Below are 18,678 nucleotides of genomic sequence, written 5' to 3'. Positions count from 1 at the left end.
GCTCCCGGCCAGGCGCGGCGGGTGATCGCGCCCTGGTGCGGCCCGGACGGCGGGCGTAACGTGACGAAAGCCTCGGGGTGCGGCAGTTAAGGGGAGCCAGGCATGGCAGCTACGGCACGGCCGGAACGCACCGGCGGCCACACCGCCCGCACCTATCTGATCACCGGGGCCGCGTCCGGCATCGGCAAGGCCACCGCGCGGCGCCTGGCCGAGCGGGGCCACCGCGTGCTCGGCGCGGACCTGAAGGACACCGACATCAGCGCCGACCTGGGGACGCCGGAGGGCCGGACGCTGCTGGCCGAGGCGGCGGCCGACCTAGGGCGCCTGGACGCGGTGATCGCCTGCGCGGGCACCGCCCTGTTCGACCCGGTGACCGTGCGCGTGAACGCCTTCGGCGCGATCGCCACGCTCACGGGGCTGCGCCCGCTGCTCGCCGCGGGCCGGGACCCGAGGGCGGTGGCGGTGGCGTCGATCGCCGCGCTGCACCCCATCGACCAGGCCATCGTCGACGCGGTGCTCGCCGAGGACGAGGACGCGGCGGTCGCCGCCGCGCGGGCCGCGCTCGACCGGGGCGCGGACATGGTCCCCTACGCGTCGTCCAAGCACGCGCTGGTGCGCTGGCTGCGCCGGGCCGCCGTGAGCGACGCGTGGGCGGGCGCGGGCATCCCGCTGAACGCCGTCGCGCCCGGCATCATCCGCACCCCGATGGCCCGCTTCATGATCGAGGACCCGGAGATCCGGGCGGTCGCCGACGCCGCCGTGCCCATGCCGCTGAACGGCTACGGCGAGCCCGAGCAGGTCGCCGCGCTGCTCGACTTCCTCACCTGCCCGGACAACACGCATGTGACGGGCCAGGTGATCTTCATCGACGGCGGCGCGGACGCGGTGCTGCGCGGCGAGGAGGGCTGGTGACGGCGGCCTCGGGGCGCGGTCGCTGAGAGCCGGGCGGCGGCTTCTCACACCGCCACGTACGCCACCGGATCGCTGCCCGCCACCGCCTCCGCACGGCCCAGCTTCACCAGGCGGCGCAGGTGCGCCTCCGCCTCGGACACCGCGATGTTCCGGGAGCCGAAGGGGATCTCGGCCCAGGGCCTGTTCCACTCCATGCGCTCGGCGAGCTGCCAGGGAGTGCGGGGCTCGGCGAGGAGCGCGCGCAGGCCGCTGAGCCGCTCCTCGTGGTGGTCGAGCAGCTCCCGCACCCGGGACGCCGCGCGGGCGAAGGCGTGCTGGTGCGCGGGCAGCACCTCCGCGACGCCGAGCCGCCCGACCCGCTCCAGGGAGTCCAGATAGTCACCGAGGGGGTCTTCCACCCCCGCGCCGTCCCCCGGTTCCTCGTACAGGCCGATGTGCGGGGTGATCCCGGGCAGCAGGTGGTCCCCGCTGAACAGCCGCCCGCGGCCCGGCAGGCGCGCCGGGTGCTCCTCCTCCAGGTGCAGACAGACGTGGCCGGGCGTGTGGCCCGGGGTCCACAGGGCGCGCAGACGGCGGCCCGGCAGGTCGAGGAGTTCGCCGGGCTCGATGGCGCGGTCGGGCAGCGCCGGGGTGAGCGCGGGCGGCCGGGGGGTGCCGCCCGCCTCGCGGGCGGCGAGCAGCGGCGCCAGATGCGCGGCGGGCGCGCCCGCCGCCGCGAGCTTGTCCGCCAGGTACGCGACCCACTGCTCCAGGGGATACGCGCGGGTGCGCCGCACCACGTGCGCGTCGGCCTCGTGCATCGCGATCCACGCCCCGGAGGCGGCCCGCACCTTCCCCGACAGGCCGTGGTGGTCCGGATGGTGGTGGGTGAGCAGGACCCCGTGCACCTCGGTGACGTCGACGCCGCACCCGGCGAGCCCGGCGGCAAGGGCCTCCCACGCCTCCGGGTCGTCCCAGCCGGTGTCGATCAGGACGGGGCCGCGGTCGGTGTCGAGCACGTACACGAGCGTGTGCCCGAGGGGGTTGTCCGGGATCGGGACGGCGATGCTCCACACTCCGCCGCCGTGGTCGGTCGCCCGCTTCATCCGCAGCCCCCGCTCTGTCGGCCGCACGGCCGTTGCCCACTATAACTAGAACTGGTATCAGTTCTGAAACAACGTCAGAAAGCGTTCAGCAGGAGGCGGTTGGCCATGACGGAGCTCGTGGAGCACGGACGTCTTTTCATCGGCGGGGAGTGGGCGGAGCCGCTCGGCGCGGATGTGATCGAGGTCGTATCGCCGCACACCGGCGAGGTCTTCGCGCGGGTGCCCGCCGCCGCGCCCGCCGACGTCGACCGGGCCGTGGCGCTCGCCCGCGAGGCCTTCGACGAGGGCCCCTGGCCGCGCCTGCCGCTCCAGGAGCGGATCGACGTCGTCACCAGGATCAAGGACGGCTTCGCGGCGCGGCACGAGGAGATCGCGCGGATCATCAGCTCCGAGAACGGCACCCCGGTCACCGCGTCCGTCCTGGTGCAGGCGCTGTCCGCGATGATGGTGTGGGACGCGGCGATCACCACCGCGCGCGGCTTCCGCTACGAGGAGGCGCGCGACGGCGTACTCGGGAAGATCCTGGTGCGGCGCGAGCCCGTCGGCGTGGTCGCGGCCGTCGTGCCCTGGAACGTCCCGCAGTTCACCGCCGCCGCCAAGCTCGCGCCCGCGCTGCTCGCGGGCTGCCCGGTGATCCTCAAGACCTCGCCGGAGGCCCCGCTCGACGCGTACGTCCTCGCCGAGATCGCCGCCGAGGCGGGCCTGCCCCCGGGCGTCCTCTCGATCCTGTCGGCGGACCGCGAGGTGAGCGAGTACCTGGTCGGGCACCCGGGCGTCGACAAGGTGTCGTTCACCGGCTCCGTCGCCGCGGGCAAGCGCGTGATGGAGGTGTGCTCCCGCCATCTCACCCGGGTCACCCTGGAGTTGGGCGGCAAGTCGGCCGCGGTCGTCCTGCCTGACGCCGACGCGGCGGGCGCGGTGGCGGGGATCGCGCCCTTCGCGTGGATGATCAACGGCCAGGCGTGCGTGGCGCAGACGCGCGTCCTGGTGCCGCGCTCCCGCGCCGGGGAGTTCGCCGAGGCCTTCGCCGCCGTCGCTGGCGCGCTCAGGGTCGGCGACCCCATGGACCCGGAGACCGAGGTCGGCCCGCTGGTCGCCGAGCGGCAGCAGCGCCGTTCGTTCGACTACATCCGCATCGGCCAGGAGGAGGGCGCCAAGGTGCTCGCGGGCGGCGGCCGCCCGGCCGGAGCCGACCGCGGCTGGTACGTCGAGCCGACGCTGCTCGGCGGCGTCGACAACGCCATGCGCGTCGCCCGCGAGGAGATCTTCGGGCCCGTCGTCTGCCTGATCGAGTACGGCGACGAGGACGAGGCCGTGCGGATCGCCAACGACTCCGACTACGGACTCAGCGGCAGCGTGTGGACCGCCGACGTCGAGCGCGGCCTCGACGTGGCCCGCCGGGTGCGCACCGGCACGTACTCCGTGAACACCTTCAGCCTGGACATGCTCGGCCCCTTCGGCGGCTACAAGAACTCGGGCCTTGGACGGGAGTTCGGGCCCGAGGGGTACGGTGAGTACTTCGAGCACAAGATGATCCACTTGCCCGCGGGGTACGAGCCCGACGGGCGGGAGACCGAGGGGGCTGGGACTGATGGGTGACCGCTGGCGCATAGAGGTCGACCGGGACTTGTGCATTGGCTCGGGGATGTGTGTGGGCACCGTGCCGGAGGGCTTCGTCCTTGACTCCGCCCGTCAGGCGCGCCCCAAGGAGGCCGAGATCGACGCGTCGGAGGACGTCCTGGGGGCCGCCGAGGGCTGCCCGGTCGAGGCCATCGCGATCACGATGGCCGGCAGCGGGGAAGTGGTGTTCCCGCCCGAGGACTAAGGGGACTAAGGGGCTCGGGGGCCGCGCCCCGAAGGGGCGCGGGGCTGTGCACATGTGCGGCTCCGCCGCGTGGGCGCGACCAGCCACGACGAACCCGCGGTCGGCTGACGGCCAGGGCGCCGCAGACCAGCGGAGCGCTGAGGCGGGGATCAGGGCGTCTCGGGCGCCGTCAGGTCGATCAGGCGGCACACCGTCTCGATGTCGATCTTCACCTGGGCGATGGAGGCCCGGCCCGAGAGCCAGGTCGTCAGGGCCGAGTGCCAGGTGTGTTCGATCACCCGCACCGCGGACAGCTGCGCGGGGCTCGGCTGCCCGTCCAGGCCCATCGCGTCCAGGATGATCGCCGTGGTGAGCCGCGAGACCGTGTCCACCTCGGGGCTCACCGAGCGGTCGGCGAAGGTCAGGGCGCGCACCATCGCGTCCGCGAGGTGCGGCTCGCGCTGCAGCGCGCGAAAGGCCCGCATCAGCGTCTGGGCGACCCGCTCGGCGGGGGTGTCCCCGGCGGGCGGGCGCTTGCGCAGGGTGGTGTGCATCTGCTGGAGCTGGTCCTGCATGGTCGCGACCAGCAGGTGCACCTTGGAGGGGAAGTAGCGGTAGAGCGTGCCGAGCGCGACGCCCGCGGCCTCCGCGACCTCCCGCATCTGGACCGCGTCGAAGCCGCCGCGGCTGGCCAGTTGGGCGCTGGCGTGCAGGATGCGGCGGCGGCGCGCCTCCTGGCGCTCGGTGAGGGGCGAGGGCGCCGGGCCCGCCGCCCGCGCCCCGGCCGTCTTCGCGTCAGCTGTCATGTGCCCCGTCAGTCCCCGTGTCCGGTTCCGTCCGCCCCGGCGCCGTCCGGCCGCGCGGGCCGGGGGCGGGGCTCGCGGAAGTGTCCCGTCCCGCCGTCCCGGAAGGCGCGAGGCGCTCCGGGATCGCCCAGCATGGCAGGGCACCGGCCGTGGCGCGAATCACCTGATCCGGGCCTTACAGCGCGACTACCTGCCGGTAGATTCGAAGCTCCTTGAGCGATCAAGTCTGAAACTTGTTCTAGATTACCGTCCCGGCGTAGGCTCGCGATCCGCAGGCAGAAGGGGGCCCAGAGTGACCGCTGAGGCCAGGGAGGCGGTCCTCCCGCCGGGGTCGGCCGCCGACGGCGCGGACCCGCTGCGCATCGCGCTCCTGACGTACAAGGGAAACCCCTTCTGCGGCGGCCAGGGCGTGTACGTACGGCACCTCTCGCGCGAACTCGCCCGCCTCGGCCACCGCGTCGAGGTCATCGGCGCCCAGCCCTACCCCGTGCTCGACGAGGGGGAGGGCCTTGACGGACTCGGCCTCACCGAACTGCCGAGCCTGGACCTCTACCGCCAGCCCGACCCCTTCCGCACGCCCCGGCGCGAGGAGTACCGCGACTGGATCGACGCCCTGGAAGTGGCCACCATGTGGACCGGCGGCTTCCCGGAGCCGGTCACCTTCAGCCTGCGCGCCCGCCGCCATCTGCGCGCCCGGCGCGGCGACTTCGACGTCGTGCACGACAACCAGACCCTCGGCTACGGCCTCCTCGGCGACCTCGGCGCCCCGCTGGTCACCACGATCCACCACCCGATCACCGTCGACCGGCGCCTGGAGCTGGCCGCGGCCGAGGACTGGAAGCGCCGCGCGTCCGTGCGCCGGTGGTACGCGTTCACCCGGATGCAGAAGCGCGTCGCGCGCCGCCTGCCGTCGATCGTCACCGTGTCCGGCACCTCGCGCCAGGAGATCGTCGACCACCTCGGCGTGCGCCCGCAGCGGATCAACGTCGTCCACATCGGCGCCGACACCGACCTCTTCTCGCCCGACCCCGCCGTGCCGGAGGTGGCCGGGCGGATCGTGACGACGTCCAGCGCCGACGTCCCGCTCAAGGGCCTGGTCCACCTCGTCGAGGCGCTCGCGAAGGTGCGCACCGAACACCCCGCCGCGCACCTCGTCGTCGTCGGCAAGCGCCCGGAGGGCGGCCCGGTCGCGGCCGCCGTGGAGCGCTACGGCCTCGAAGGCGCCGTCGAGTTCGTCAAGGGCATCACGGACGCCGAACTCGTCGACCTGGTGCGCTCGGCGCAGGTCGCCTGCGTCCCCTCCCTGTACGAGGGCTTCTCCCTGCCCGCGGCCGAGGCCATGGCCACCCGGACGCCGCTCCTGGCCACGACCGGCGGGGCCATCCCCGAGGTGGCGGGCGCTGACGGGGAGACCTGCCTCGCCGTGCCGCCCGGCGACGCGGACGCGCTGGCCTCCGGCCTGGTGCGGCTCCTCGGCGACCCGGAGCTGCGGGCCCGCCTCGGCGCGGCCGGGCGCGCCCGGGTGCTCGCCAAGTTCACCTGGGCCAAGGCCGCCCAGGGCACGGTGGAGCGCTACCGCGAGGCCATCGCCCGCGAGGCGGGACGCGGCGGCCGGGCACCGGCCCGCCCCAGCCGCTCCGCGGCCCCGGCTCCCGGCCGCTCCGCGGCCCCGAAGACGCCAGGCCAGAGCGTCGCCACCCCCGGCATCAGCCGCTCCGCGCCCCCGGCCCCCGGCCGCTCCGCGGCCCCGGCCGACGTCGGCCCCGCCCGCGATCACGAAAGCAGGACCCCGTGCTGACCGTCGACTTCACCCGCTTCCCCCTCGCCCCCGGGGACCGCGTCCTCGACCTGGGCTGCGGTGCGGGCCGGCACGCCTTCGAGTGCTACCGGCGCGGCGCGCGGGTGGTGGCCCTCGACCAGAACGGCGAGGAGATCCGCGAGGTCGCCAAGTGGTTCGCGGCGATGAAGGAGGCCGGGGAGGCCCCGGCGGGCGCGAGCGCCACCGCGATGGAGGGCGACGCGCTCAACCTGCCCTTCCCCGACGAGTCCTTCGACGTCGTGATCATCTCCGAGGTCATGGAGCACATCCCCGACGACAAGGGCGTCCTCGCCGAGATGGTGCGCGTGCTCAAGCCGGGCGGCCGCATCGCCGTGACCGTGCCGCGCTACGGCCCCGAGAAGGTCTGCTGGACGCTCAGCGACGCGTACCACGAGGTCGAGGGCGGCCACATCCGCATCTACAAGGCGGACGAACTCCTCGCCAGGATGCGCGAGTCGGGCCTCAAGCCGTACGGCACGCACCACGCGCACGCGCTGCACTCCCCGTACTGGTGGCTGAAGTGCGCGTTCGGCGTGGACAACGACAAGGCGCTGCCCGTCCGCGCGTATCACAAGCTCCTGGTCTGGGACATCATGAAGAAGCCGCTCGCGACGAAGCTCGCCGAGCAGGCCCTGAACCCGCTGATCGGCAAGAGCTTCGTGGCGTACGCGACCAAGCCGCACCTGCCGCGCACCGCCGCTGAGCCGAAGGCCGGGGCGTGACGATCCCCGAGCGCACCGAACACCTCGTCCTGCCCGGCGTGCTGACGGCCCGTCAGGCGACCGGCACGGTCCGCGGCATCCTCGAAGTGCAGCGCCCGGACGGGGCGATCCCGTGGTTCCGCGGCCACCACCTGGACCCGTGGGACCACACCGAGGCCGCCATGGCCCTGGATGCGGCGGGCGAGCACGCGGCCGCCGCCCGCGCCTACGAGTGGCTGGCCCGGCACCAGAACCCGGACGGCTCCTGGTACGCGGCGTACGCCGACGGCGCCGCGGACGCCGTCACCGACCGCGGCCGCGAGAGCAACTTCTGCGCGTACGTCGCCGTGGGCGTCTGGCACCACTACCTGACGACCGGCGACGAGGCCTTCCTCGACCGCATGTGGCCGGTGGTCGTGGCGGCCGTCGAGTTCGTCCTCGCCCTCCAGCTCCCCGGCGGCCAGATCGGCTGGAAGCGCGAGGCCGACGGCACCCCCGTCACCGACGCGCTCCTCACCGGCTCCTCCTCCATCCACCAGGCCCTGCGCTGCGCCCTCGCGATCGCCGAGCACCGCGAGGACCCGCAGCCCGACTGGGAGCTGGCGACCGGCGCCCTCGCCCACGCGATACGCCGCCACCCCGAGCGCTTCCTCGACAAGGACCGCTACTCGATGGACTGGTACTACCCGGTCCTCGGCGGCGCGCTCACCGGACCCGAGGCCAAGGCCCGCATCGAGGAGGGCTGGGACCGCTTCGTCGTCCCCGGCCTCGGCGTGCGCTGCGTGGTCCCCAACCCCTGGGTCACCGGCGGCGAGAGCGCCGAACTCGCCCTCACCCTGTGGGCGGTCGGCGAGTCCGACCGCGCCGTGGAGGTCCTCAAGTCCATCCAGCACCTGCGCGACGAGGAGTCGGGCCTGTACTGGACGGGCTATGTGTACGACGACGCCGCGATCTGGCCGGTCGAGCGGACCACGTGGACGGCGGGCTCCCTGCTGCTCGCGGTGGCGGCGCTCGGCGGCGACGAGGCGACGTGCCGGGTCTTCTCGGGCACGGACCTGCCGGTGGGCCTGGACCCGGACTGCTGCCGCTGAGGGCCGCGCGGCCCGGGGCTCAGCGCCGCCGCAGCCGCCCGGCGAGGAAGTGCCCCGCGGCGAGGTAGACGACCGCCGCGAGCCCGTACCCGGCGAGCACGCGGGCCCACCGCTCGTCGAAGGTGAACAAGTCGTGCGACCAGCCCGCCAGCCAGCGGGCCACGTCGTGCACCACCTGGACGAGGTCGTTGGCGCGGTTGGCGTCCAGCAGGTCCATCAGGATCCACAGGGCGAGAATGAGGGCCATCACGTCCGCGATGACGACGACGACCGTGGCGGCTTGCGTGGTGCGTCGGGCTTGTACGGGGGACATGGGGGGCGAGTACCTGGCGTGCCGTGGCCGAAACCACCCCGATGGGCCCGCCCCGGTGGCGGCCCCGACGGCCCGGGGCGAGGCTGACGGCGGCCCCGCCCCCACGCCGCCCGGAGGTCACCGTGCCCCGCTCCCCGTTCCGCGCCCTCGCCTCGCTCCTGCTGTGCTGCGCCCTCCTCGCGGGGACGGCGACGGCGTGCGGCGGCGACGACAAGGACTCCGGCGCCGCCCCGACGGGCACGAGCACGGCCGAGCGGCAGCGGCTCGCGAAGACGCGGTTCGTCGCCAACGCGGGGCGCTCCGCGGGGGCCGAGGTGACGGACAAGGTTCCGTCGACCGGCGCCCTCACCAAGGGCTAGCCCTCGCGGGGCGCCCCAGACCCGCCCCTTCCCGATCCGGGTGCGGCTGCCCCCGTTCCCCCGCTCAAAGCTTTTCGGCGCTCCGCGCCTCGTCCTCAAGCGCCGGACGGGCTGAAACCTGCCGCTTGCGGCGAGAGTTCCAGCCCGTCCGGCGTTTGAGGACGAGGCCGGAGGCCGATGCTTTTGGGGGTCCAGGGGGCGGAGTCCCATGGTTTCGGGAAGGGGCGGGGTGGGGGAGACTCCCAGCTGCTGATGACCCGTCATTCATCGTGGGTTCAGGCGGAGTTACCGCCTCCTCGCACCCCCGTTCGCCCCCGAGGCGCATGCTCCTGCCCCCACCAGACGCAGGAGACATCCCGGTGCCAGAAGACGCAAGCCCGTCCGCCGCCGGAGAGGAACCCCGCCTGACCACCCGCCGCCCCGCGGCCCGTCGGCGCCGGTTCCCCCGGCACGTGGTCGTCGCCATGCCGCTCGCCCTCGCGGGCCTGCTCGCGCTGCTCGTCTCGGGCAACGCCCTGCGGCCCTTCGAGAGGATCACGACCGTCGACGGCAAGATGGCGTCGAAGTCGGACTACTTCAAGGACCCCGAGGTGCGGCGGCTGCTCCTGAAGCACGGGATCCGGGTGGAGATACACCGCCTGGGCTCGCGCGGCATCGCCACGCAGTCCCTGGAGGGCATGGACGTGGCGTTCCCCTCGGGACAGCCCGCCGCGAAGCTGATCATGCAGCGGGAGCAGCGGTCCGTGAAGTCCGCGCGCCCCTTCGTGACGCCGCTGGCGCTCGGCACGTTCAGGGAGTACGCCGAGACGCTGGTCGCGGCGGGCGTGGCGCGCCCGCAGCGCCCGGCGGGCGGCGGCGACACCCTCTACTACGACCTCGACATGAAGGGCTTCCTGCGCCTCATCGAGCAGCGCGAGACCTGGAACGGGATCGGCTACGAGTCCCGGTCCAAGCGCAGCAACAGCGGCCGGGTCCTGGTGCGGACCTCCAGCGTGTGCGAGTCCAACGCCGCCGGGACCTACCTCAGCATCCTCGCCTTCGTGAAGAACGACAACCAGCCCCCGGGCACGGACCCCAAGCGCGGCAAGGGCGACGCGACGGGCTCCGGCGACTCCGTGCTCGACGTGGCCGCCAAGGTCAAGCCGCTCATCAACCTCCAGGGCATGGCCGCCGACGAGCAGGCCGACAGCTACTTCTCCGACGAGGGCGAGTCCATCGCGCCGGTCTCGCTCATCTACGAGCACCAGTTCCTCGCCCACCAGGTCGGCTACCAGAAGAAGCACCGCCGCCAGGACGCCAGGCGGGTGCTCCTCTACCCCTCGCCGCAGGCCCTCACCGAGCCGCAGCTGATCTCCCTTGGCGGCGACGGCGACCGGCTCACCGACCTGATGGAGACCGACGGCGCGCTGCGGCGGCGCGCCATCGAACTCGGCTTCCGCGTGCGGTTCTCCGGCGAGGACGGCACCAGCGAGCAGCTGAACGCGTATCTGCGCGAGCACCGCGTCCAGGTGCCCACGCCGAACCCCGACCAGACCAAGGCCGACGCGCCCGACCTCGACGCCCTGGAGCGGATCATCAACCACGTCGGCAGCTGCCCGTCCGTCCGTAGCGACGACGCCTCATGAGGCGCCGCGTCCTCGGCGCCTGCCTGGTCGTCCTCGCCGCCACCCTCGCCGCCTGCTCCGGCGGCGATGACCACCAGACCCTGCGGGTGCTCGCGAGCCCGGAACTCGCCGACATCAAGCCCCTGCTGAAGGACCTGGAGGACGACACCGGAATCGAGCTGGACATCGACTTTTCCGCCACCGCCGACCTCGAAGGACCCCTTGGTTCCTACGACTTGGCCTGGCCCGCCTCCGACCGCTCGTACCTGCTGCGGCTGCGCGAGGAGCGGTCGCGGGCCGCGGTCCCGGAGTCCACGGCCATCATGCGGTCGCCGGTGGTGGTCGGGCTCACCCCCGCCGTCGCCCGCGACGTCGACACGGGCAAGCCCCTGACGTGGGCGGACGTCGCCGACGCCGCCGCCGATGGCACCGTCAGGTTCGGCATGGCCGACCCGCGGCGCAGCGACACCGGGCGCGCGGCCCTGGTCGGCGTGGCCACGGCCGCCGCCGGGACGGGGGGCGTGCTGCGCCGCAAGGACGTGTCCTGCGACCGGCTGCGCGGCTTCCGGGCGGGGCAGACGCTGACCGGCGCGAGCTCGCGGGAGCTCATCGAGACGTACGTACGCCGCCAGGGCGCCGCCAACGCGCTCATCGCGCACGAGTCGGAGCTCCTGACGCTCAACGCGAGCCGGAAGCTGAAGGAACCCCTGAAGATCGTCCACCCGGCGGACGGCATGGTCCTCTCCGACTTCCCGCTGCTGCTGCTCGACCCCGCGCGGCACAAGGCGTACCGGAAGGTCGTCGACTGGCTGCGCGGCGACGAGGCGCAGGAGCGGCTGACGCGGACGACGTGGCGCAGGCCCGTCGGCAGCGACGTGCCCCGCCCCCGGGAGCTGCGCGCCCCCATCGGCAACGCCCTCTCGTACCCCGACCAACTCGCCGTCGTACGGCGGCTCATGGACTCCTACGGCGATCCCGGCCGCCGCCGGGGCGGGGACCACGTCGTGTTCCTGCTCGACTTCTCCACCTCGATGCGGGGGCAGCGGATGGCGGACCTGCGGGCGGCGTTCAAGGGGCTGAGCGGCGCCGATCCGTCGGCGACGGGCAAGTTCGCGCGCTTCTACCGGGGGGAGCGGCTGACCGTCGTCACGTTCGCGGGCCGCGTCCTTCGCCAGCGGACCGTGTCCGTGCGCGGGGACGGCGACCTGGAGCGGCTCAACGCGTTCGTGGCCACCGGCGGCCTCGCGGCGGACACCGCCGTCTGGTCGGCCCTCGACCACGGCTACCGCGTCGTCGCCGACTCCGTACGCGCGGATCCCGACCGCCCGGTGTCCGTGGTCCTGATGACGGACGGCGAGAACAACACAGGCATGGAGTACGGGGAGTTCGCACGCCGCCACGGGCGGCTCGGGGGCGCGGCGCGGGACGCGCCGACGTTCCCGGTGCACTTCGGCGAGGCAGACGCGGGGGAGCTGCGGCGCGCGGCCACCGCGACCGGCGGCCGCGTCGTGGACGCCAACTCCTCCTCCCTCTCCCAGGCGTTCAAGGAGATCCGTGGGTGTCGTTGACGGCAAGTGGTGGGAACTCTGGTGGCCGTGGATGGTCGTGTGGCTGGCCACGGCGGCCTGCTGCGGCGTCCTGGCGCGGTACGCGCTCATGCGGTTCGTGCTGCCCCGGCGCCGCCGCCCGACGCGGCGCCGCCGCACGTTCCACGGCATGTGCTTCTACCTGCACGAGCAGCGGGTCATGGACCTGTACCAGACCGGCGGGTTCTCGGCCGCCCTGGAGCAGGAGGTCGCCGACCGCACGAACGTGACCTCCGGCATCAGCCTGTGGGCGAAGTTCACCGGCGGCGCGGGCGGCAAGGCCGGGCGGGACGTCACCAAGGAGCGCTTCACCTCCTACGTCCAGCAGAACACCCCGATCACCGTCATCGGGATGCTCCTGGACACGATGCGCCGCGAGGACGCCATCGTGCACGCCGACCTCACCACCGGCCAGCTGGTGCCCAACCGGGCCCTCGCCGACGCCCTGCGCGACAGCGGCGACGACCGGGTGCCGCTGAGCGCCGTGATGGCGGAGTTCGTCTCGGTCACCGGGCGCTTCACGGCCCGCAGCCTGAGCGGCGGCGACGTGGTCCTTCGGGCCCGCTACGGGAGCGGGCGGCGAGGGGCGCAGGTGAAGATCACCTGCGCCGAGGACGGCATCCGCGAGGAGTTCCACGAGGAGGACTACTTCAGCGGCGAGTTCCAGGCCCGCTGCCTGGGCAAGGTCCGCACCTGGAACCGCGAGGCGGGCGAACTCACGGTGGACCCGGTGGCCATCTTCCGCTGATGCGCCTCACTCGCTATCTGATGCGCCTCACTCGTTAGGCGGTCAGCTCGGCGAGGACGCGCAGCGTGCGTGGTTCGCGGGTGAGGACGAGGAGGTCGGTGACCGGTCCCTCGCGCCACAGTTCGAGCCGTTCGGCGATCCGTTCGCGCGGGCCGACCAGCGAGATCTCGTCGGCGAAGGCGTCCGGCACGGCCCGCACCGCCTCCTCGCGCCGCCCGGCGAGGAACAGCTCCTGGACGCGCCGGGCCGCGTCCGCGTATCCCATGCGGGCCATCAGGTCGGCGTGGAAGTTCCGCTTGGCGGGGCCCATGCCGCCGATGTAGAAGCCGAGCATGGCCTTCACGGGCAGCAGCCCCTCGGCCACGTCGTCGCAGACGGAGGCCTGGACGAGGGGCGCGATCAGGAACCCCTCGGGCAGGTCGGCCAGCGACGCCTCGTAGACGTCAGCGCGCGACGGTGACCAGTACAGCGGCAGCCAGCCGTCCGCGATCCGGGTCGTCTGGGCGACGTTCTTGGGCCCCTCGGCGCCGAGCAGGACGGGCAGGGACGCCCGCAGCGGGTGCGTGATGGACTTGAGGGGCTTGCCGAGCCCGGTTGCGCCCTCGCCCCGATAGGGGTGGCTGTGGAACCGCCCGGCCAGCGCCACCGGGCCCTCGCGCCGCAGCACTTGGCGTACGACGTCCACGTACTCGCGGGTCGCGGTCAGCGGCGACGCGGGGAACGGGCGCCCGTACCAGCCCTCCACGACCTGCGGCCCCGACAGGCCGAGGCCGAGCAGCGTCCGGCCGCCGGAGAGGTGGTCGAGGGTCAGGGCGTGCATGGCGGTGGCGGTGGGGGAGCGGGCGGCCATCTGGGCCACGGCGGTGCCGAGCCGGATGCGGGTGGTGTGCGCGGCGATCCAGGTCAGCGGCGTGAACGCGTCCGACCCCCAGGCCTCGGCGGTCCACACCGAGTCGTACCCGAGCCGCTCGGCCTCCTGGGCGAGCGCGAGGTGCCCGGGCGCGGGCCCGCGCCCCCAGTAGCCGAGCGCGAGACCGAGCCGCATGGTCCCTCCAGGAATCTGATGGGTCGTCAGGAGCCGTGGATCCTGGGACTGTACGCCAGCGGCCCCCCGCCCGGAAGGGGCGAGGGGCCGCTGTGCGAACCGAGGGGATCAGCCGCGCTGGATGCCCGTGGTGTCCTGGAGCACACCACGACGGCCGTCCTGCGTCTGCGCCACGAGGCTCTGGCCGCGCTGCTCGACGGCCAGGTACCAGGTGCCCGGCGCCAGCTCGGCGATCGGCGTCGGCGAGCCGTCCTCCGGGTACAGCGGGCGCGGCACCGGCACGGCGAACCAGAACGGCGAGAAGTCCGCCGACGCGGGCTGCGCCGGCTGCGCGGCGGCCGGCGGCGGAGTGGCCCCGCCGCCCTGCGGCTGCCCGCCGAACGACGGCTGCTGCGGCTGCCCGGGCTGACCCGGCTGCGCGCCGTACGGCTGCGACTGGGCACCCGGGTAGCCGTAGCCACCGGCGGGCTGGCCGCCGTAGGGCTGGGGGGCGACCGGCGCCGGGGCGCCCATGAGGGGGGCCTTGAGGGCGGGCACGATGTTCGTGGCGACCGCGGCGGCGACGAGGACCAGGGCGGCGATCAGGCCGAGGATGAGACCGACGCCGGCGTCGGGGGTCTCAGCCCCGCCGCCGCTGCCGCCGCCGAACCTGTTGAGCGCCTCGATGAACTTGTCGTAGGACTGCCCGGTGTCGAAGATCGCGCCGAGCGAGCTCCAGGCGGAGGCGAAGGTGAGGCCGATGCCGAACGTGCCGAGGTCCAGACCGGCGACCTTGCGCTGCGGGCCCATGGCGCGGCCCACGGCGATGAGCGCGGCACCGATGATGCCGGCCAGATACACGCTCATCAGAAGGTTGCCGTTGTCCCAGGCGGTGGGGATCTCGTCGCCATCGCCGTCAAAGGTGTCGAGGAACGAGGCGATGAACAGCAACACCGCTGCTCCGATCACCACGCCGTCGCCTCGAGTGAGGGAGCGGAAATTCACTTCAGGTCCTTCGTCAGTCGTCTCGTCATTAGAGGCGTCGCTGTCGCCTGGTCACGTTGGGATCGCGGGCGCGAAGCGCGGGGGTGGCCCCTCATCGTACGGAGGACCCTATCGTCCGTCCGGCCGGGGTGTCTGCTTCAGATAAAGATCGTCACCCAGTGAAGATCTGCTGGTTGCCGTCCCGTGACGAGATGGCATCGGACTGATAAAGACTGCCCCTTTTCATCCGCTAAGGGAGTTCATCCGCTAAGGAAGCTCCCGATTCCGTCGGAGATTCCCCGGGCCGCCTTCTGCCGCCACGTGCCGCTGGTGAGGAGTGCCTCGTCTTTCGGGTCGCGCATATTGCCGCATTCGATGAACACCTTGGGCACCTTGGACAGGTTGAGGCCGCCGAGGTCGCGGCGGACGTCCAGGCCGGTGCCGCCGCCGACGTAGTTGGAGGGGGCGCTCTTGGTGGCCGAGAGGAACTTGCCCGCGATGCGCTCGCCGAGGTCGCGCGAGGGGCCGACGATGGCCGTGGTGTCGGCGGCGCCCGCGGTGACCTTCGCGGGCAGGATCACATGGAAGCCGCGGTTCCCGGCGCCCGAGCCGTCGGCGTGCAGGGAGACGACCGCGTCGGCGCGCGCCGCGTTGCCGATGCGGGCGCGCTCGTCGACGCAGGGCCCCCAGGGGCGGTCGCCGTCGTGGGTGAGGCGGACCGTGGCGCCCTGCCGGTGCAGCAGGGCGCGCACGCGGTGGGCGAGGTCCAGGGTGAACCGGGCCTCGGTGTACCCGTTGTTGGTGGAGGTGCCGGTGGTGTCGCACTCCTTGGCGTGGGTGCCGATGTTCACCTGGCGGTTGATCTCGGTGGCGTGGCGGAAGTTGCCGGAGTTGTGGCCCGGGTCGATCACCACGACCTTGCCCTTGAGAGGGCCCGACGGCGCGGGGGAGCCGCCCGAGGGGCCCTTTCCGGAGGGCTTGCCGTCGGAACGGCCGCCGGAGCCGGGGCCGTCGCCGGGCTTGTCCGACGCCTTCGAACGGCCCGGGGCAGGGGACTTCGACGGGTCCTTCGCGGTCGGTTTGGACGGCGCGTTCTGGTCCGAGCGGCTCGGCGATGGCGGCGTTCTCGCCGCCTTGTCCTCCCCCGAGTCGTTCGCCGCGTCGTGGACGAGATAGCCCGCGAGCGCCGCGGGCGCCAGCACGGCGAGGGTGACCGCGAGCGCGCGGCCGCCGCGGAAACGGCGGGGCGGGCGCGGTGGATGACTGTCCGGACCTACGTACGACACGTGAGGAGCCTAGCCCCGGCCGCCGTCGCCCGCGCCGGTTCGGCGCAGGACGCGGAGGGAGTCCGTGACCGAGACCTCCTGGAACGTCCCGGACTCCAGGGCGCGCAGGTAGATCCGGTACGGGGCCTGCCCGGTCCACTCGTCCACCGGGTCGGGGAACACGTCGTGGATGACGAGAAGACCGCCCTCGGCGACGTGCGGCGCCCAGCCCTCGTAGTCCGCGTTCGCGTGCTCGTCGGTGTGGCCGCCGTCGATGAAGACCAGGCCGAGCGGCCCGTTCCACACCCGCGCCACCCGCGGCGACCGGCCCACGACCGCGATCACGTGGTCCTCAAGGCCCGCCTTGTGCAGCGTGCGCCGGAACGTCGGCAGCGTGTCCATGCGGCCGACCTCCGGGTCCACGGTCTCCGGGTCGTGGTAGTCCCAGCCGGGCTGCTGCTCCTCGCTGCCGCGGTGGTGGTCGACCGTGATCACACTCACACCCGCCGCGCGGGCCGCGTCGGCGAGGAGCAGGGTGGAGCGGCCGCAGTACGTGCCGACTTCGAGGAGGGGCAGGCCGAGCGCGGCCGCCTCGACCGCGGCCGCGTGCAGGGCGAGCCCCTCCCGCGTCGGCATGAACCCCTTGGCCGCCTCGAACGCGTCGAGTACCTCCGGCTTCGGGCCCTGCGGGGTGCGCGCGGCGGCCATGGGGTTCCTCCTGGTGAGCGGGTGCGGGACGCGGTGTCGTACGGAACGTACACGGGCCCCGCGCCGCGCCTCAGGCCAGGATCTCGCTGCCGGGCGGCAGCGCCAGGTCGACCTCCACCGGGCGCCCCGCGCCGGAGTGCACGGCCGACGTGGTGCGCGGGGTGTGCCCGGCGGCGGTGGCCGCGAGCACATAGGCGCCGTCGGCCGGGACCGCGAGGGCGTAGCGCCCCTCGCCGTCGGTGAGCGCGGCGCCCGCCTGGCGGCCCTGCGGGTCGGTCAGCGTGACCTTCGCGCGGGCCACCGGCGCGCCGGTGGGGGACAGGACCCGCCCCTGGAAGCCGCCGCCGAGCGCCTCGGTGGCCCGGGCGAGGGCGGCGTCCTCCTCGCTGGAGGCCCGCAGCTGGGTGCGGCCCGTGGCCTCGGGGCGCGGGCGGCCGGGCAGGAACAGGGCGAGCAGCAGGCCGATGGCGACCGCGCCGGTGGCGATGAGGAAGGAGGCCCGGAAGCCCTCCATGGTGGGCACGTCGACGGGGCCCGCGGTGTGGGCGGTGTTGGCGAGCACCATGCCGATGACGGCGCTGGACACCGAGGTGCCGATGGAGCGCATCAGCGTGTTGAGGCCGTTGGCCGCGCCCGTCTCGGAGGGGTCGACGGCGCCGATGATGAGCGCGGGCAGCGAGGAGTAGGCGAGGCCGATGCCCGCGCCGACGACGACCGAGATGACGATGGTCTGCCAGGCGGCGCTCATCAGGCCGAGGCCCGCGCCGTAGCCGATGGCGATGACGAGCATGCCGAGGATCAGCGTGACCTTCGGTCCGTACGCGGCCGAGAGCCGGGCGTAGAGGGGCGCCGTGAACATCATCGTCAGGCCGAGCGGCGCCACGCACAGGCCCGCGACGACCATCGACTGGCCGAGGCCGTACCCGGTGGCGGTGGGCAGCTGGAGGAGCTGGGGGAGCACCAGGGAGATGGCGTAGAAGGCGACGCCGACCATGATGGAGGCGAGGTTGGTGAGCAGGACCTCGCGCCGGGCCGTGGTGCGCAGGTCGACCAGCGGGGCCTTCAGGCGCAGCTCCATCACGCCCCACAGGACGAGGACGACGGCTGAGGCCGCGAAGAGCCCGAGGGTGAGCCCCGAACTCCAGCCCCAGTCGCTGCCCTTGGTGATGGGCAGGAGGAAGAGGACGAGGCCCGCCGAGAGGCCGAGCGCGCCGAGGACGTCGAAGGTGCCCGGGGCCCGCAGCGGGCTCTCCGGCACGAACAGGACGATGAGCAGCATCGCCAGGGCGCCGAGGCCCGCCGCGCCGTAGAACAGGGCGTGCCAGTCGGCGTGCTGGGCGACGAGCGCGGCGGCGGGCATGGCGAGGCCGCCGCCGACGCCTATGGAGGAGCTCATCAGGGCCATGGCGGAGCCGAGCTTCTCGCGGGGCAGCTCGTCGCGCATCAGGCCGATGCCGAGCGGGATGGCGCCCATCGCGAAGCCCTGCAGGGCGCGTCCGGCGATCATGACGACGAGGTCGTCGGTGAGGGCGCAGACCAGGGAGCCGACCACCATGACGGCGAGGCTGGTGAGCAGCATCCGGCGCTTGCCGAAGAGGTCGCCGAGCCGGCCCATGATGGGTGTGGAGACGGCGCCCGCGAGGAGGGTCGAGGTCATGACCCAGGTGGCGTTGGACGGCGCCGTGCCGAGCAGGGCGGGCAGGTCCTTGATGACGGGCACGAGCAGCGTCTGCATGACGGCGACGACGATGCCGGCGAAGGCGAGAACGGGGACGACGCCGCGGGCTGCGCGGTCACCGCTGGGGTGGGTCGTCGCGTGGGACATAGGTGTGCGGCCTCCGGGACGAGGGGTGGGCGCGCGGGAGCACC

At 73.6% G+C, this 18,678-nt stretch carries 17 protein-coding genes and 1 pseudogene; 10 read left to right on the top strand and 8 right to left on the bottom strand.

Annotated elements, in window-relative coordinates:
* The first annotated feature begins 102 nt into the window (after positions 1-102).
* Positions 103-912 (top strand): SDR family oxidoreductase, encoded by an 810-nt coding sequence (locus tag AC07A4_RS30735; RefSeq protein ID WP_478604817.1) that lies wholly within the window; start codon positions 103-105, stop codon positions 910-912.
* Positions 913-956: 44 nt separating this feature from the next.
* Here AC07A4_RS30735 and AC07A4_RS30730 read toward each other — a convergent pair whose 3' ends face one another.
* Positions 957-1,997 (bottom strand): MBL fold metallo-hydrolase, encoded by a 1,041-nt coding sequence (locus tag AC07A4_RS30730; protein ID WP_478605046.1) that lies wholly within the window; start codon positions 1,995-1,997, stop codon positions 957-959.
* Between the two features lie 105 nt (positions 1,998-2,102).
* Here AC07A4_RS30730 and AC07A4_RS30725 point away from each other — a divergent pair, with 105 nt between their 5' ends.
* Together AC07A4_RS30725 and AC07A4_RS30720 are read left to right on the top strand one after the other, a co-directional pair.
* On the top strand, positions 2,103-3,596 hold the full coding sequence (locus AC07A4_RS30725; protein WP_478604815.1) for an aldehyde dehydrogenase: 1,494 nt from the start codon (positions 2,103-2,105) through the stop codon (positions 3,594-3,596).
* On the top strand, positions 3,589-3,822 hold the full coding sequence (locus tag AC07A4_RS30720) for a ferredoxin (protein ID WP_478604812.1): 234 nt from the start codon (positions 3,589-3,591) through the stop codon (positions 3,820-3,822). The genes AC07A4_RS30725 and AC07A4_RS30720 overlap by 8 nt, the downstream gene beginning before the upstream one ends.
* Positions 3,823-3,971: 149 nt before the next feature.
* Here the strand turns inward: AC07A4_RS30720 and AC07A4_RS30715 are convergent, their stop codons facing one another.
* The gene (locus tag AC07A4_RS30715) at positions 3,972-4,607 is read right to left on the bottom strand and encodes a TetR family transcriptional regulator (RefSeq protein ID WP_478604810.1); all 636 of its coding nucleotides are present in this window, start codon (positions 4,605-4,607) and stop codon (positions 3,972-3,974) included.
* Between the two features lie 292 nt (positions 4,608-4,899).
* On the opposite strand from AC07A4_RS30715, the gene AC07A4_RS30710 reads away from it, so the two are divergent.
* From AC07A4_RS30710 to AC07A4_RS30700, 3 genes are read left to right on the top strand one after another with little or no spacing between them, the layout of a single operon-like run.
* A complete protein-coding gene (locus AC07A4_RS30710; RefSeq protein WP_478604807.1) occupies positions 4,900-6,405 on the top strand; it encodes a glycosyltransferase family 4 protein in 1,506 nt (501 codons plus the stop codon).
* Positions 6,399-7,148: a class I SAM-dependent methyltransferase gene (locus AC07A4_RS30705; protein ID WP_478604804.1), complete on the top strand. Its 750-nt coding sequence runs from the start codon at positions 6,399-6,401 to the stop codon at positions 7,146-7,148. The genes AC07A4_RS30710 and AC07A4_RS30705 overlap by 7 nt, the downstream gene beginning before the upstream one ends.
* The gene (locus tag AC07A4_RS30700) at positions 7,145-8,218 is read left to right on the top strand and encodes a prenyltransferase/squalene oxidase repeat-containing protein (RefSeq protein ID WP_478604801.1); all 1,074 of its coding nucleotides are present in this window, start codon (positions 7,145-7,147) and stop codon (positions 8,216-8,218) included. The genes AC07A4_RS30705 and AC07A4_RS30700 overlap by 4 nt, the downstream gene beginning before the upstream one ends.
* A 19-nt stretch (positions 8,219-8,237) precedes the next feature.
* Here the strand turns inward: AC07A4_RS30700 and AC07A4_RS30695 are convergent, their stop codons facing one another.
* Entirely contained in the window at positions 8,238-8,531 is a 294-nt protein-coding gene (locus tag AC07A4_RS30695) for a hypothetical protein (protein ID WP_478604800.1), read from the bottom strand.
* A 122-nt stretch (positions 8,532-8,653) separates the two neighbouring features.
* On the opposite strand from AC07A4_RS30695, the pseudogene AC07A4_RS30690 reads away from it, so the two are divergent.
* From AC07A4_RS30690 to AC07A4_RS30675, 4 genes and pseudogenes are all read left to right on the top strand, one after another.
* Positions 8,654-8,842 (top strand): annotated as a pseudogene (locus tag AC07A4_RS30690) (hypothetical protein); the annotation flags it as partial.
* A 407-nt stretch (positions 8,843-9,249) separates the two neighbouring features.
* Entirely contained in the window at positions 9,250-10,515 is a 1,266-nt protein-coding gene (locus tag AC07A4_RS30685; protein WP_478604798.1) for a hypothetical protein, read from the top strand.
* Positions 10,512-12,062 (top strand): vWA domain-containing protein, encoded by a 1,551-nt coding sequence (locus AC07A4_RS30680; protein ID WP_478604796.1) that lies wholly within the window; start codon positions 10,512-10,514, stop codon positions 12,060-12,062. Before AC07A4_RS30685 ends, AC07A4_RS30680 begins: the two co-directional genes overlap by 4 nt.
* Positions 12,049-12,828, top strand: coding sequence for a hypothetical protein (locus tag AC07A4_RS30675; RefSeq protein WP_478604793.1), 780 nt, complete (start codon positions 12,049-12,051; stop codon positions 12,826-12,828). Before AC07A4_RS30680 ends, AC07A4_RS30675 begins: the two co-directional genes overlap by 14 nt.
* A gap of 34 nt (positions 12,829-12,862) precedes the next feature.
* Here AC07A4_RS30675 and AC07A4_RS30670 read toward each other — a convergent pair whose 3' ends face one another.
* The 5 genes from AC07A4_RS30670 to AC07A4_RS30650 all read right to left on the bottom strand — a co-directional run bounded on the left by AC07A4_RS30670 (position 12,863) and on the right by AC07A4_RS30650 (position 18,634).
* A complete protein-coding gene (locus tag AC07A4_RS30670) occupies positions 12,863-13,873 on the bottom strand; it encodes an LLM class F420-dependent oxidoreductase (RefSeq protein WP_478604790.1) in 1,011 nt (336 codons plus the stop codon).
* 108 nt (positions 13,874-13,981) lie between these two features.
* The gene (locus tag AC07A4_RS30665) at positions 13,982-14,857 is read right to left on the bottom strand and encodes a hypothetical protein (protein ID WP_478604787.1); all 876 of its coding nucleotides are present in this window, start codon (positions 14,855-14,857) and stop codon (positions 13,982-13,984) included.
* A gap of 239 nt (positions 14,858-15,096) precedes the next feature.
* Complete coding sequence (locus AC07A4_RS30660) at positions 15,097-16,122, bottom strand: N-acetylmuramoyl-L-alanine amidase (RefSeq protein WP_478604785.1); 1,026 nt, start codon at positions 16,120-16,122, stop codon at positions 15,097-15,099.
* Positions 16,123-16,131: 9 nt separating this feature from the next.
* Positions 16,132-16,809 (bottom strand): class I SAM-dependent methyltransferase, encoded by a 678-nt coding sequence (locus tag AC07A4_RS30655; RefSeq protein WP_478604783.1) that lies wholly within the window; start codon positions 16,807-16,809, stop codon positions 16,132-16,134.
* A 70-nt stretch (positions 16,810-16,879) separates the two neighbouring features.
* Positions 16,880-18,634, bottom strand: coding sequence for an MFS transporter (locus tag AC07A4_RS30650; protein WP_478604781.1), 1,755 nt, complete (start codon positions 18,632-18,634; stop codon positions 16,880-16,882).
* Positions 18,635-18,678 lie beyond the last annotated feature (44 nt).

The organism is Streptomyces sp. NPDC043996 (assembly GCF_056435225.1).
This window is presented reverse-complemented; position numbering and strand designations above follow the sequence as displayed.